The organism is Sphingomonas sp. P4_G3 (assembly GCF_056401105.1).
The window spans coordinates 356828-370903 of sequence record NZ_JBFUJZ010000002.1 but is presented as its reverse complement, the minus strand read 5'-3'; the positions used below and the strand labels follow the sequence as shown (position 1 = coordinate 370903).

At 64.4% G+C, this 14076-nt stretch carries 15 protein-coding genes; 7 read left to right on the top strand and 8 right to left on the bottom strand.

What is annotated here, in order from left to right; all coding sequences use genetic code 11:
* Window positions 1-219 precede the first annotated feature (219 nt).
* A complete protein-coding gene (locus AC1DQQ_RS07320) occupies window positions 220-618 on the top strand; it encodes a cupin domain-containing protein (RefSeq protein ID WP_478044724.1) in 399 nt (132 codons plus the stop codon).
* Entirely contained in the window at window positions 615-2054 is a 1440-nt protein-coding gene (locus AC1DQQ_RS07315; protein WP_478044723.1) for an MFS transporter, read from the top strand. The genes AC1DQQ_RS07320 and AC1DQQ_RS07315 overlap by 4 nt, the downstream gene beginning before the upstream one ends.
* Window positions 2055-2212: 158 nt before the next feature.
* On the opposite strand, the gene AC1DQQ_RS07310 is transcribed toward AC1DQQ_RS07315, so the two are convergent.
* From AC1DQQ_RS07310 to eno, 3 genes are all read right to left on the bottom strand, one after another.
* A complete protein-coding gene (locus AC1DQQ_RS07310; protein WP_478044722.1) occupies window positions 2213-3982 on the bottom strand; it encodes a DUF885 domain-containing protein in 1770 nt (589 codons plus the stop codon).
* Between the two features lie 88 nt (window positions 3983-4070).
* Window positions 4071-4388 (bottom strand): FtsB family cell division protein, encoded by a 318-nt coding sequence (locus AC1DQQ_RS07305; protein WP_066827655.1) that lies wholly within the window; start codon window positions 4386-4388, stop codon window positions 4071-4073.
* Between the two features lie 217 nt (window positions 4389-4605).
* Window positions 4606-5886, bottom strand: coding sequence for a phosphopyruvate hydratase (gene eno, locus AC1DQQ_RS07300; RefSeq protein ID WP_478044721.1), 1281 nt, complete (start codon window positions 5884-5886; stop codon window positions 4606-4608).
* Window positions 5887-6075: 189 nt separating this feature from the next.
* Here eno and AC1DQQ_RS07295 point away from each other — a divergent pair, with 189 nt between their 5' ends.
* The 5 genes from AC1DQQ_RS07295 to AC1DQQ_RS07275 are packed head-to-tail and all read left to right on the top strand — an operon-like array spanning window position 6076 to window position 7976.
* Window positions 6076-6549, top strand: a complete 474-nt coding sequence (locus AC1DQQ_RS07295; protein ID WP_478041699.1) for a hypothetical protein — start codon at window positions 6076-6078, stop codon at window positions 6547-6549.
* A gap of 15 nt (window positions 6550-6564) precedes the next feature.
* Window positions 6565-6921, top strand: a complete 357-nt coding sequence (locus AC1DQQ_RS07290) for a phage holin family protein (protein WP_478041701.1) — start codon at window positions 6565-6567, stop codon at window positions 6919-6921.
* Window positions 6918-7205 (top strand): DUF3618 domain-containing protein, encoded by a 288-nt coding sequence (locus AC1DQQ_RS07285; RefSeq protein ID WP_478041703.1) that lies wholly within the window; start codon window positions 6918-6920, stop codon window positions 7203-7205. Before AC1DQQ_RS07290 ends, AC1DQQ_RS07285 begins: the two co-directional genes overlap by 4 nt.
* 31 nt (window positions 7206-7236) lie before the next feature.
* Window positions 7237-7704 (top strand): hypothetical protein, encoded by a 468-nt coding sequence (locus AC1DQQ_RS07280; RefSeq protein ID WP_478029194.1) that lies wholly within the window; start codon window positions 7237-7239, stop codon window positions 7702-7704.
* 41 nt (window positions 7705-7745) lie between these two features.
* Window positions 7746-7976, top strand: coding sequence for a DUF4170 domain-containing protein (locus AC1DQQ_RS07275; RefSeq protein ID WP_066810542.1), 231 nt, complete (start codon window positions 7746-7748; stop codon window positions 7974-7976).
* A gap of 43 nt (window positions 7977-8019) precedes the next feature.
* On the opposite strand, the gene AC1DQQ_RS07270 is transcribed toward AC1DQQ_RS07275, so the two are convergent.
* The 5 genes from AC1DQQ_RS07270 to carA all read right to left on the bottom strand — a co-directional run bounded on the left by AC1DQQ_RS07270 (window position 8020) and on the right by carA (window position 14066).
* Window positions 8020-8655 carry a rhomboid family intramembrane serine protease gene (locus tag AC1DQQ_RS07270; protein WP_478044720.1) on the bottom strand — a complete coding sequence of 212 codons (636 nt, stop codon included), beginning with the start codon at window positions 8653-8655 and terminating at the stop codon, window positions 8020-8022.
* A 5-nt stretch (window positions 8656-8660) separates the two neighbouring features.
* Complete coding sequence (gene greA, locus AC1DQQ_RS07265) at window positions 8661-9137, bottom strand: transcription elongation factor GreA (protein ID WP_478029196.1); 477 nt, start codon at window positions 9135-9137, stop codon at window positions 8661-8663.
* Window positions 9138-9220: 83 nt separating this feature from the next.
* Window positions 9221-12544 (bottom strand): carbamoyl-phosphate synthase large subunit, encoded by a 3324-nt coding sequence (carB, locus tag AC1DQQ_RS07260; RefSeq protein ID WP_478044719.1) that lies wholly within the window; start codon window positions 12542-12544, stop codon window positions 9221-9223.
* Window positions 12544-12906: a hypothetical protein gene (locus tag AC1DQQ_RS07255; protein WP_478044718.1), complete on the bottom strand. Its 363-nt coding sequence runs from the start codon at window positions 12904-12906 to the stop codon at window positions 12544-12546. Before AC1DQQ_RS07255 ends, carB begins: the two co-directional genes overlap by 1 nt.
* Entirely contained in the window at window positions 12903-14066 is a 1164-nt protein-coding gene (gene carA / locus AC1DQQ_RS07250; RefSeq protein ID WP_478044717.1) for a glutamine-hydrolyzing carbamoyl-phosphate synthase small subunit, read from the bottom strand. Before carA ends, AC1DQQ_RS07255 begins: the two co-directional genes overlap by 4 nt.
* Window positions 14067-14076 lie beyond the last annotated feature (10 nt).

Genomic DNA, 14076 nt, shown 5'->3' with positions numbered 1-14076 from the left:
CGCTTGCGGGAGAGGGAGGGGCCCGCGCAGCGGGAGGGTGAGGGTCTTTTTTTCTTTTTGGCTTCGGCCGCTCGGAAGAAGGAAGAAGACCCTCACCCTCCCACCGCTTCGCGGCGGGTCCCTCCCTCTCCCGCAAGCGGGAGAGGGCTAGCGATGTTCGTGACTAAGTCCCTATTTTGGGGTTGTCCTCCCCTGATTCCCGGGAGCATGAGCCTCCCCATGCCGCATCCGCTCGTCGCTCGCCTGAACCTCGCCCCGCATCCCGAGGGCGGGTGGTTCAGGGAAACGATGCGCACCCCCGACCCGCGCGGCGGCCGCGATCTCGCCACCGCGATCCTGTTCCTGCTCGATGCCGGCGAACGATCGCATTGGCACCGCGTCGATGCCGCCGAATTGTGGATCTGGAACCAGGGCCACCCGCTCACCTTGCTGATCCATGAAGACGGCGAGACGCGCGACCATCGCCTGGGTCCGGACAACCCGCAGGTGCTGGTCCCGGCGGGCGCCTGGCAAGCGGCCGAACCGCGCGACGGCTGGGCCTTGGTCAGTTGCGTGGTGACGCCGGGCTTCGATTTCGCCGGGTTCGAACTGGCGGCGCCAGGATGGAGCCCGGCATGAGCGCCGACCATCACCTCGAACCGGAAATCGAACCGGCGCGCAGCGATGGCCTGCCGCTGCCGCAACGCTACCTCGCGATCGGTGCGCTGTGCGCGGGCACGGCGCTGGTCATCATCGACGGCGGCATCGCCAATGTCGCGTTGCCCTCGATCGCCCGCGATTTGAAGGTCGATTCGAGCTCGGTCGTCGCGATCGTTACTGTCTATCAGTTGATGCTCGTCATGCTGCTCCTGCCCTTTGCCGGGCTCGGCGAGCGGATCGGGCTGAAGCGCATGTACCAGGTCGGGCAGCTGATCTTCACGGTCTCGACCCTATTGTGCTTCTTCGCCAAGAGCCTGCCCTTCCTGCTCGTCGTCCGCGCGGCGCAGGCTATCGGCGCAGCGGGGGCGCTCAGCGTGTCGTCGGCGCTGATCCGCTCGACCTATCCGTCGAAGCAATTGGGCCGCGGGCTGGGCATCAATTCGGTGATCGTGTCGAGCTCGGCCGCCGCCGCGCCGACGATCGGCGGCCTGGTGCTGGCGATCGCGCCCTGGCCCTGGGTGTTCGCCTGCGCGATCCCGTTTGCCTTGTTAAGCCTGATACTCGGCCGGGCGCTGCCCGATCCCAAGCCGCGCCATGCGCACTTCGACCTGCTCGGCGCAGTCATGTGCGCGGCGATGTTCGGGCTGGTGATCGGCGGCGCGGAAAGCGCGGTCCATGGCAACAGCCCGGTGGTCTCGGCGGCGATCGTCGCGACCGGCGCGCTGATCGGCTATTATTTCGTCCGTCGCGAACGGGGCGACGCCAATCCGATCCTGCCGCTCGATCTGCTCGAACGCCCGGTGATCGCGCTGTCTGTGATCGGCGCCTACACCGCGTTCATCGCGTCGATGACCCTGTTGTTGTCGACACCGTTCCGCTTGACCCAGGAATTCGGCTTCAGCGCGGCGATGGTTGGCGCGGCGATCGCGCCCTGGCCGCTGACCAATATGATCGTCGCGCCGATGGCGGGCTGGCTGTCCGACCGCATTCCGGCGGGCCTACTCGGCGGAATCGGCATGTGCGTCAGCATCATCGCCTTGCTGCTGATCGCGTTCCTGCCCGAGCATCCGAGCTATTTCGACATCGCCTGGCGGATGGCGCTGTGCGGATCGGGCTTCGGCACCTTCCTGCCGCCCAATGCCCGCCTGATCATCGGCAGCGCCCCGCGCGACCGTGCCGCGGCGGCGGGCGGGCTGATCTCGACCGTGCGCCTGACGGGACAGACCACCGGTGCGACCGTCGTCGCGCTGTTGCTCGCGCTCGGTATCGGCGCTGGGCGCGTGCCGCCGCTGGTGTCGGTTGGATTGGCGGTCGTCGCCGGCTTGTGCAGCATCGCTCGCCTGCGTCCGTCGATCCGCAATCCCACGCGGACCGAGGTTCAAGGGGACGTGCCGACGCTCAAGACGACGCGGTAGTTTTTAGCCCTCTCCCGCAAGCGGGAGAGGGTTGGGTGAGGGTCTTCTTTCTTCTTTTTGGATGCGTCCGTTCGGAAGAAGAAAGAAGACCCTCACTCTCCCACCGCCTTCGGCGGCGGGCCCCTCCCTCTCCCGCAAGCGGGAGAGGGAATAATCGCTCAAAACACCGACTTGGCCTCGGTCCCCATCATAGCCCCACGCACCAGCGGGATCGGCGGGCCGCCATAGGACAGGAACTGGTCGTGGAACTGCTTCCACGCCTTGCGTCCGCCGCGGGTCGCGGTCCAGTCGTCGCGCAGCTTGCGGATCATCAGCTTGCCCAGCGTGTAGTTGAGATAGGCCGGATCATAGGTCCCGCGCGCCGCCTGCTGGTCCGAATTGCCTTCGTCCTGATAGCATTGCTCGCGGAACATCTTGAACGAATCGGCCTGGGTCATGCCGCGCGCATGCATGCCGATCGCGGACAGGAAGCGGCAATCGCGCAGCAAGGCGTTGGACAGCTCCCCGATATGCGTTTCGGGGTCGCCGTTCCCCAGCCCCGCATCCCACATCATTTCCTCGGCATAATGCGCCCAGCCCTCGGCATAGGCATAGCCGACGAACAACTGGCCGAAGAGCGACGGCGAGCGGTTGGCGTGGAGGAACTGGACGAAATGCCCCGGCATCACTTCGTGCACCGAAGTGAAGAGCAGGTCCATCTTGCCCGGCACGAAGCCGAGTTGCTTGGCCTTGGGCCAGCTCGGGTCGGGCGGCGAGATGTAATAGACCGATGGGATGCCTTTATCGAACGGCCCCGGCGGATCGATATAGGCCGAATTCTGCCGGTTATAGGGCGGACTTTCCTCGACCAAAGCCTGTTCGGTGCCGGGGATCGAGACGATGTCGTGCGACACCACGAACTGGCGCAGCATCGGGATCTGGCGCCGCGCCTCGGCGACCGGATCGTTGCCGGCGGGCTTGTTGGCGGACATCTTGTCCATGCACGCCTGGATTGTCTTCTTCGGCGCATATTTGGCGCAGGCTTGCTTGAGCGCCTCCTGGTTCTTGGCCAGGTCCGCCTTGCCCGCGGCCTCGAGCTGATCGAGCGGGGTATCGACGCCCTCCGTTTCGGCGAGCATGCGCTGGAACTTCTCCGGCCCCAGCGCGAAATCCTTGGTCGCGGTCTTCTTCTGATTGCCGAGCCATTTGGCCAGGTCGCCCGTCACCACCGCGGCGGCTTCGGAGGCGTCCTTCAGATCCTTCTGCATCTTCTTGTCGTGGACGCTCGCAAACGCTTTACGCGCGTCGCCGCGATAATAGTCCGCGAATCCGCTGAACGCCGCGACGCCGTATTTGATGAAGCTCTCGGGCATCGGCGTGCGCAGATTGGTTCGGATGTTCCACACCGCCGACGGCACCTGGCGGAAGAACTTGATCAGCGCTTCCATCCGCACTTTCGCTGGCGCGTAAGGCCGCGCGATATAGGTGTTGGGATCGAGGCCGTTGCCGACATAATAAGCCGGGTTGGTGTGCGGCTGATCGGCATCCTCCAGCCAGAACAGCTTGCCGCGCGCGACCTGGACCAGATAGTCGCGCTCGAACGCATCCTCCTTGGACAGCTTGGCCTTGTCGAACGCCTGGGCGTCGGTGATCGCCTTGTGCAGGAAGTCCGCCTGCGCCTTCAGCCCGGACGGGCTCCAATCGGGCATCACGCCGTCAAATTCATGCTTGCCCTGATAGACCGCAAACGCCGGGTCGAGTTTGAACCAGCCGTTGATGAAGCCGTCGCGAAATTGCGCCCATTGCGGCGAGGGGGCCGTAGGCACTGCCGTCGTGTTGACGACACTGGTTTCGTTGACGTTGGTCGCGTTGACATTGGTGGAGTTGGTGGACGAATGACACGACGCCAGCGCGATGCAGGCGACCGCGCCCAGCAGCTTGAACTTCATTGGACTCTCCGAACCTTATCGGTGGGAGTGCTGCCAGATTGCGCGGCGCGACGCCAGTGCGCTTGCTCCACATCAACCCCGCGGGCGCTTATTTGAGCGGAACGACGACCTCGTTGGGATTAACCACGTTAAGCTGCTTGCGCGTCAGTTCGTCGGCCATGTCCGGATCGACCTTGTTTGGGTCGAGCAACTGGACGCGGTTGGCGAGCACCGTCTGCTTCTGCTTGAGCTCGGCAAGCTGCTGCTGCTTCTTGGCGAGCAGGCGCTGGTAGTCGCCATAGGCCAGCGCGCCATTGCTGCCGACGACCGCATAGGTGCCGAAAAACGCCATGATCCCCAGCGCGAGCGCGGGAAAGGCGGCACGACGAAAAACGGAACCGAAGGTGGTGCGGCGGCGGGACGACATCTTGGGATAGCCTTGTCGCTCACCACGACTCGCGGATCAAGCTAGTATTTAACCATAAATCGCCGAATCGAATCGGATTGGCGATGAATTGAATCGCGAGTGGCTGGCGAGCAACAGGCCAAGTCGTCACGCCGCTCTTTCCGGCTCCAACCCCACAACGGAACATAGCCGTCGCCGCAAGTTGGATGCCGACGAGCCCGGCATGACGACGCAGGTCTTACTTCCCGCGGATCACACTCCGCCCCGCAAACACCGCGACGTCGCCCAGTTCCTCTTCGATCCGGATCAGCTGGTTGTACTTGGCCAACCGGTCCGACCGCGCCAGGCTGCCGGTCTTGATCTGTCCGCAATTGGTGGCGACCGCGAGGTCGGCGATCGTCGAATCCTCGGTCTCGCCCGAGCGGTGCGACATCACCGCGGTGTAGGAATTGCGCTGCGCCATCGACACCGCCGCCAGGGTTTCGGTCAGCGTGCCGATCTGGTTGACCTTGACCAGGATCGAATTGGCGAGGCCGCGCTCGATCCCGTCCGCCAGCCGCTTGGGATTGGTCACGAACAGATCGTCGCCAACCAATTGGACCTTGTCGCCGACCATGTCGGTCAGCGCCTTCCAGCCCTCGAAATCGTCCTCGGCCATGCCGTCCTCGATCGAGATGATCGGGTATTTGGCGACCAGGTCGGCATAATAGCCGGCCATCTCCGCCGGGGTCAGCACCTTGCCCTCGGCCGAGATGTGATATTTGCCGTCCTTGAAGAACTCGGTCGAAGCCGGATCGAGCGCCAGCATGACGTCGTCGCCGGGCGTGTACCCTGCCCCTTCGATCGCCCGCATGATGAAGTCGAGCGCGTCGGTCGTGTTGGCGATGTCGGGCGCGAAGCCGCCTTCGTCGCCGACTCCGGTCGACAGGCCCTTTTCGTGAAGCATCTTCTTGAGCGTGTGGAAGATTTCCGACCCGGTGCGCACCGCCTCGAACAGCGACGAAGCGCCGACCGGCATGATCATGAATTCCTGGAAGTCGATCGGGTTGTCGGCATGCTCGCCGCCATTGATGATGTTCATCATCGGCACCGGCAGGACATGCGCGTTGACGCCGCCGACATAGCGATAGAGCGGCAGCCCGCGCGCATCGGCCGCGGCCTTGGCGGTCGCCAGGCTGACGCCCAGGATCGCGTTGGCGCCGAGCCGGGCCTTGTTGGGCGTTCCGTCGAGCGCGATCATCGCGGCGTCGACCTCGGCCTGATCCTCGGCATCGAACCCGAGCAACGTGTCGGCGATCTCGTTATTGACTGCGTCGACTGCTTTCTGGACGCCCTTGCCCGACCAGCGGCTCTTGTCGCCGTCGCGCAGTTCGACCGCCTCGTGCGCGCCGGTCGAGGCGCCCGAGGGCACTGCCGCGCGACCGAACGACCCGTCCTCGAGCATCACTTCGACCTCGACCGTGGGATTGCCGCGGCTGTCGATGATCTGGCGGCCGTGAATGTCGATGATTGCGGTCATGGAACGGTCTTCCTAGATTGGGGGTAATAGGAATTGGATTGGGGCGTCGCGGCGGCGCTCTAACGGCTTCGCGCGCGGGCGGCAAATCGCTTGTCCCGCCTGACGGAACCGGCAAGCGTCGCCTTGGTTGTCGATATGGAACAAGGATTGTCGACGTCCGTCGACAACGAACCAGTAAGGAAGAGTACCATGGCCGATACCGCATCGAACGAGACGCCGAACGGGACCGCCGGCGGGACGACTGGTGACAAGCCCAACGCGACCCAGGCACTCAAGGACAATGTGATCAAGTTCGCCAACGACGCGGGCGAAAAGGCGAAAGGCTATGCCGAGGATGGCAAAAGCCGCGCCGGCACCGCGCTCGACGAGCTGGCGAAGATGCTCCAGGAGGCCGCGGGCACGGTCGATGAGAAGGTCGGCGAGCAATATGGCCAATATGCCCGCTCCGCCGCCGACGCGGTCGCCAATTTCTCCGGCGCGCTCAAGGAAAAGCAGGTCGACGACATTATCGACGATGCGCGCGAATTCGTGAAGAAGAGCCCGGCGGTCGCGATCGGCACCGCCGCCGCGATCGGTTTTGTCCTGGCACGGTTGGTCAAGGCAGGGCTCGACGGCCAGGCCGACAAAGCGTCGGACAAGCCGTCGAACGACACCAAAGCCTGATTCGAGCGGCCGCGCGTGGAGGGGGAACCGCAGCCCGACGACAGCATCACGTCGCTGGTCAGCCGACTGATCGACGATGGCGAGAATTTCGTTCGGGCGGAGGTCAAACTCTATCGCGCGCGGCTGTTCTCGCGGCTGGACGAGGCGCGCAACGCGATCCTGCTCGGGATCGGCGCGCTGGTGCTGGCCCAGGCGGTGCTGGTGGCAGCGCTGGTCGGGTTGCTGATGACTCTGCGCTGGCTGGTCGGCCCCGGCTGGGCGACGTTGATCGTCGTCGGTGGCGGCGCGCTGGTCACCGCGATCATGGCCTGGAGCGCCTGGCTGCTGGTCAAGAAGGCGACCGAGATCAAGGACAAGGACGAGCGGCCGTGAATTTGATCGACGACGAACTGGTGAAGGCGGAGGCCAATTCCATCGATGCGCGGCGTCAGCTCGCCCAAACGGTCGTCGCGCTGCAATCCAGACTCAAGCCCAGCGCCCTTGCACGCGACGCGGTCGAGGAACTGAAAGAAGTCGGTGGCGAAATGGCGCGGTCCGGAATCGAGTCGGTGAAGCGCAATCCCCTGCCCGCCGTCGGCGTCGCCGCGCTGTTGACCGCATTTTTCGCGCGCAAACCGCTCGCACGGCTGCTCCGAAGGCAACCGACCGACGCATGAAGAGTTCGACCCCATTGAGAGGGACATGACTATGACCGAGACAGCAGAACCGCAGGGCACAGTGAACAAGCAAGGTGGCCGTATGGAAAATGCATTGGCGACGGCACGTGGCGCGACCAACGACGCGCTCCATGAAACGCGCAAGGCCGCGGAACGCGCCGGCAAGGCGATCGAGGCCAACCCGCTGGCGGTGATCGCCGGCGGGATCGCGATCGGCCTGGCGGCGGGCGCGTTGCTGCCCAAGACCAAACGCGAGACCGAGTTGCTCGGCTCCGTCGGCAAGCGCCTGACCGGTGTCGCGGCCGGCGCCGCCGAAGCCGCGCGCGACGCGGCCAAGGCAGAGCTCGGCTCGCTGCCGCTCAGTAAGGACGCGGCAAAAGCGCAGGTTTCGAAGCTGATCGACCAGGTGGCCAAAGCGGTGTCGAGCGCGGGGGAAGCGGCGCTCAACGGCAGCCCTGTCGCGGCCGCGGAGATCAAGCCGGCGAAGAAGTCCAAATAGGCGCTTCAACGCTGCAGCGCAGCGCGTTATGGGGTGGAGCCATGAGCAAGCTCCACCTCGTGTTCGGCGGTCGCGTCAAGGATCCGCGAACGCTCGACTTCGATCAAACGACCGTCGAGGTCGTCGGCATCTTTCCCGATTACGCCAGCGCCGAAAAAGCTTGGCGCGCCGCCGCGCAGCGGACGGTCGACGATGCCGAAATGAAGTTCGTGGTGGTCCACCTCCACCGCTTGCTCGAGCCCGATCCAGAGTTGCAGGCGCCGCACGCTTAAGAGCGATTGCCAGATGTTATCGGCTTCTGGCTGAGGTTGCCCCTTACGCCTTGCGATATCGCCATAGCAGCAACGGGCGCGCCAGGATCAGGCCGACGATGAACCCGCCGATATGCGCGCCGATCGCAACCGGCTGGCCCATCATGGTGGTGAACCCGATCAGCAGATTGATGCCCGTCCAGGCCACACCCAGCCACAAAGCATGGATAAGTCCCGCGGGGAGCGGACCGAGGCCTGGCGTGCGGCTCCCGCCGTACAGCATCGCATAGGCCGCCACGAGCGCGGAGATTGCTCCGCTCGCGCCGATCATCGGCATGACCGCGCCCGGATCCTGCGCCCATTGCCCCGCCGCTGCGGCATAGGCGCCGATCACATAGAGCGCCGCAACGCTGACCGATCCGAGCGCACGCTCAGCCTCGCGTCCGCAATAGACCAGCATCACCATGTTGAAGAACAGATGCATCCACCCGCCATGCAGCAAGGTGGCGCTGAGCGGAGTCAGCCAGACGGGCACGAGCCAGCCGGCATAATTGGCGATCGGCACGTCGGGAACGCGGCCGGGAATGAACCCGCCAGTCACCGCCGCCACGTCGGGCGCGACGAACAGGATCGCGCACACCGACACGGCGACGGTCAGGATCGCGATCCCGTACGTCGCCGGCGCCTCGCGGAATTGCATCTGGTTTAGATGAACTCGATCTTGGCGACGACGTAATAGCGGTCGCCGGCCGGCACCGATACTTCGACCTCGTCATCGACCTTGCGGCCGATCAGCGCGCGGCCGAGCGGCGAATTGTACGAGATGCGGCCGCTCTTGGCGTCCGCTTCGGTCTGGCCGACGATCTGGTACTTTACCGGCTTCTCGTCGTCGTCGAGCAACGTCACCGTCGCGCCGAACACGACCTTGTCGCCCGACAATTCGGTCGGATCGATGATCTGCGCGCGGCTAAGCTTGTCCTCGATATCGGCGATCGATGCCTCGATCTGGCCCTGACGCTCCTTCGCGGCATGGTATTCTGCGTTTTCCGACAGGTCGCCGTGCGCACGCGCTTCCTCGATCGCATCCACGATGTGGGGGCGTTCGTCTTTGAGACGGCGCAGATCCGCAGTGAGCTTTTCATAGCCCTCTTGCAGCATCGGCATCTTCTCAACAGTCGCCATAACCCCTGGTCCCTCGTTCCAAATATCCATCCCCAAGCGACCCCTTCCCGGAACCGCCCGCACCTGTTTCTCTTGTGAGGGGATCAATTGTGCGAGTGCGAATGATAGGATTGCAACGGCCGAACTTCAAGTGACCGTGTTGCAAGCGCGACAATAGCCTTCGCAGCTTCGACCGATGCCGAGGCCGTGGTGAAGTGCGGAATCTTCTGCGCGACCGCCGCCTGGCGGATCGGCTGCGAGTCCTTGAGCGACTGCCAGCCCTCGGTCGTGTTGAAGATCATGTCGATCCCGCCGTCCTTGATCCGGTCGACGATATGCGGACGTCCCTGCGCGACTTTGTTGACGCGCTCGACCGGCACGCCATGCTCGCTGAGATAATCGGCAGTGCCGCCGGTCGCGACGACGGTGAAGCCGAAATCGGCCAGCGCACGGGCGCCCGGCAGGATGACCGGCTTGTCGCTGTCCTTGACGCTGATGAACACCGTACCGCTCTCGGGCAGGATGGTTCCTGCGCCGAGCTCGGCCTTGCCGAACGCCGCGGTGAAATCCTGATCGATTCCCATGACTTCGCCGGTAGACTTCATTTCCGGCGAGAGGACTGGATCGATCCCCTGGAAGCGATTGAACGGGAACACGGCTTCCTTGACCGCGAAATAGCCGATGTCGCGGTCGATTACCGGCAGGTCCTTGAGTTTCTCGCCCGCCATCACCCGACTGGCGATCTTGGCGATCGGCGATCCGATCGCCTTGGCGACGAACGGCACGGTGCGGCTGGCGCGCGGATTGACCTCGATCAGATAGACTTTGCCGTCCTTGACCGCGAACTGGATATTCATCAGGCCGACGACGTTGAGCGCGCGCGCCAGCAGGTCGGTCTGGCGCTCGATCTCGGCGATGATGTCCGCGGGCAGGCTATAGGGCGGGATCGAGCAGGCGCTGTCGCCCGAATGGACCCCGGCTTCCTCGATATGCTGGAGCACGCCGGCGACCACGACGTCGGTGCCGTCGCAAATCGCATCGACATCGACCTCGGTCGCGTCGCGCAGATATTGGTCGATCAGCACCGGCGAATCGCCCGATACCTGGACCGCGGTCTGGATGTAATCGTCGAGCTGCTGGGTGCCGTCGACGATCTCCATCGCGCGGCCGCCGAGCACATAGCTCGGGCGCATGAGCACCGGATAGCCAATGCGTTCCGCCACCGCGACCGCCTCGTCGCGGCTGCGCGCGATGCCGTTGGCAGGCTGGTGCAGGCCGAGCTTGTTGACCAAAGCGGCGAAGCGCTCGCGGTCCTCGGCCAGGTCGATCGCGTCTGGGCTGGTGCCGAGGATCGGGATGCCGGCTTTCTCCAGCGCACGCGCCAGGTTGAGCGGGGTCTGTCCGCCGAACTGGACGATCACGCCGACCAGTTCGCCCACCTGCTGCTCGGTATAGAGGATCTCGAGCACGTCCTCGGCGGTCAGCGGCTCGAAATAGAGCCGGTCCGAGGTGTCGTAGTCGGTCGACACCGTCTCCGGGTTGCAATTGATCATGATCGTCTCGAACCCGGCATCGGCCAGCGCGAAACAGGCATGGCAGCAGCAATAGTCGAACTCGATCCCCTGCCCGATCCGGTTCGGGCCGCCGCCCAGGATGACGATCTTGCGCCGCGTCGACGGCTGGCTCTCATCCTCGGGCTCACCGAAGCTCGGCGCCTCATAGGTCGAGTACATGTAGGGTGTCTTGGCGTCGAATTCGGCCGCGCAAGTGTCGATGCGCTTGAACACCGGGCGCACGCCCAAGCGATGGCGCAGCGCCCTCACCTCGTCTTCGTTGACCCCGCCGGCCATCGCCTTGACTGCTTCGTGGATCAGCCCGCTGCGCGCCGGGAAACGGTCGCGTAAACCCACCGACTGCACAGCGAGATAGGCGAGCCGCTTGTCGCTGAAGCCCATCGACTTGAGCCGGCGCATGCCTGGCGCGTCCTGCGGTAGGCCGTTGGCGATCACTTCGCTTTCGGCGGCAATGATTTCTTCGATCCGTTCGAGGAACCAGGGATCGTATTTGGCGATCGCGTGGATCTCGGCGACGGTGAAGCCTTCGCGCAGTGCCTGCGCCGCGACCAGCAGCCGGTCCGGAGTCGCGACCGCCAGCGCCGCCTCGATCTCGTCGCGCGGCGCACCGACCAGCCGGTCGACGGTGTTGAACCCCGACAGCCCGGTCTCGAGCCCACGCAATGCCTTTTGCAGCGATTCGTGGATGTTGCGGCCGATTGCCATCACTTCGCCGACCGACTTCATCGCGGTCGACAGCACGGCTTCGGCGCCCTTGAACTTCTCGAAGGCGAAACGCGGGATCTTGGTGACGATATAGTCGATCGTCGGCTCGAAGCTGGCCGGGGTCGCCCCGGTGATGTCGTTGATGATCTCGTCGAGCGTGTAGCCGACCGCCAGCTTGGCCGCGACCTTGGCGATCGGGAAGCCGGTCGCCTTCGACGCCAGCGCCGACGAGCGCGACACGCGCGGATTCATCTCGATGACGACGAGGCGGCCATCCTTCGGATTGACTGCGAACTGAACGTTGGAACCGCCTGTTTCCACGCCGATTTCACGCAGCGTCGCAATCGACGCGTTGCGCATGATCTGATATTCCTTGTCGGTCAGCGTCAGCGCTGGCGCGACGGTGATCGAATCGCCGGTATGGACGCCCATCGGATCGATATTCTCGATCGAGCAGACGATGATGGCATTGTCCTTGCGGTCGCGAACGACCTCCATCTCGTACTCTTTCCAACCGAGCAATGATTCCTCGATCAGCACCTCGGTGGTCGGGCTGGCGTCGAGCCCCTTGCGGACGATGTCGATGAACTCGTCCTTGTTGTAGGCGACGCCGCCGCCAGTGCCGCCTAGCGTGAAGCTCGGGCGAATGATGGCCGGCAGGCCGACCTTCTCCAACCCTTCCAGCGCCTCGGCCTCCGAATGCGCGATCGCCGAGCGTGCGCTTTCGAGACCGATCTTGGTCATCGCATCCTTGAACTTGAGCCGGTCCTCGGCCTTGTCGATCGCCTCGGCATCGGCGCCGATCATGATCACGCCGAATTTCTCGAGCGTGCCGTCCTGCGCGAGCGCGAGCGCGGTGTTGAGCGCGGTCTGCCCACCCATCGTCGGCAGCACCGCGTCGGGCCGCTCCTTCTCGATGATCTTGGCGACGACGCCAGGCGTGATCGGCTCGATATAGGTCGCATCGGCCAGATCGGGATCGGTCATGATCGTCGCCGGGTTCGAATTGACCAGGACGATGCGATAGCCCTCTTCGCGCAGCGCCTTGATCGCCTGCGTGCCCGAATAATCGAACTCGCACGCCTGGCCGATGACAATCGGCCCAGCGCCGATGACGAGGATCGAGGAGATGTCAGTGCGTTTGGGCATTAGTGAGCGAACTCGATAAGGGTCTGAAAGGCTGTGCCGCCGACGTTCGAACTTGTGTCCAGGTCGACGTGGAGCATCTCGATCGATCTAGGTTCGCACACGGAGCGGAGGTCCTCGATCTTCCGAGCAATATCGTCGGATTTCGGAATGCACGGCTGCTTCGGGTAGAGAAAGCCGCTCTCCCAGCCATCTAGGTTGACATATCCGTGCTTGCCGAGAGTGCCCGCGAGTTCGCGCAACGCCGTAGGCGCACCGTTCAGATAATAGGTCAACCACAAGCTTGCGCTGGAGAAATCCGGTTTTTCCAAGGACACCGCCAGCTCCTGCTCAATTTTGGAGTGCTGGGCGGCATCAAGGGTCACTTCAGTCCCCCGACAAACTTCTCGAACAGATAGAAGCTGTCCTGCGGCCCCGGGCTCGCCTCGGGGTGGTATTGCACGCTGAACGCCGGGTGGTCGGTCAGTTCGAGCCCAGCATTCGAGCCGTCGAACAGCGACACATGCGTCTCGCGGGCATTGGCCGGCAGGCTGTCACGTTCGACCGCGAAGCCGTGGTTCATGCTGGTGATCTCGACCCGGCCGTCGATGAGGCGCTTGACCGGATGGTTGGCGCCGCGATGGCCCTGGAACATCTTGGTCGTGCTCGCGCCCACGGCTAGCCCGAGCAATTGGTGGCCGAGGCAGATACCGAACAGCGGGATGTTGGTTTCGAGCAATTGCTGGATCACCGGCACGGCGTACTCGCCGGTCGCGGCGGGATCGCCCGGGCCGTTCGACAGGAACAGGCCGTCGGGCTTGAGCGCCATCACCTGATCGAACGTCGCGGTGGCGGGGACGACGCTGACCTTGGCGCCGGCCTTGACCAAATTGCGGTAGATGTTGCGCTTGGCGCCGTAATCGATCGCGACGACGTGGGGGCGGTCATCCTCGCGTCCTTCGTCGCCATAGCCGAATCCCAACCGCCAGACGCCGCCTTCCCAGCCGTAATCCATCTCGGTGGTGACCGCGATCGCGAGGTCCATGCCCTCAAGCCCAGGCCAGGCGCGCGCCATGTCGAGCAGCAAGGGCACGTCGAACTTGCCGTCGGCAGCATGCGCGATGACGCCGTTGGGCGCGCCACCGGTGCGGATCCGCTTGGTCAGCGCGCGCGTGTCGATCCCCGACAGACCGACCCGCGCATGGCGCTTCATCCAGTCATCGAGCCGCTCGACCGAGCGGAAGTTCGACGGCGCGGTGACATCCTCGCGCACGATCATGCCGAGCGCGTGGGGCATGTCCGCCTCGATATCGTCGGGATTGGCGCCGACATTGCCGATATGCGGGAAGGTGAAGGTGATGATCTGACCGGCGAAGCTCGGGTCGGTCATGATCTCCTGATAGCCGGTCATCGCGGTGTGGAAACACACTTCGCCGACCGCCTGTCCCTCGGCACCGAAGCCGCGGCCCCACACTATTTCCCCGGACGCCAGAACTAGGCATCCAGTCGCTCCTGCGGGCACGTCGAAAGGCTTGGCGTCGGCCATTGCGGGCGGG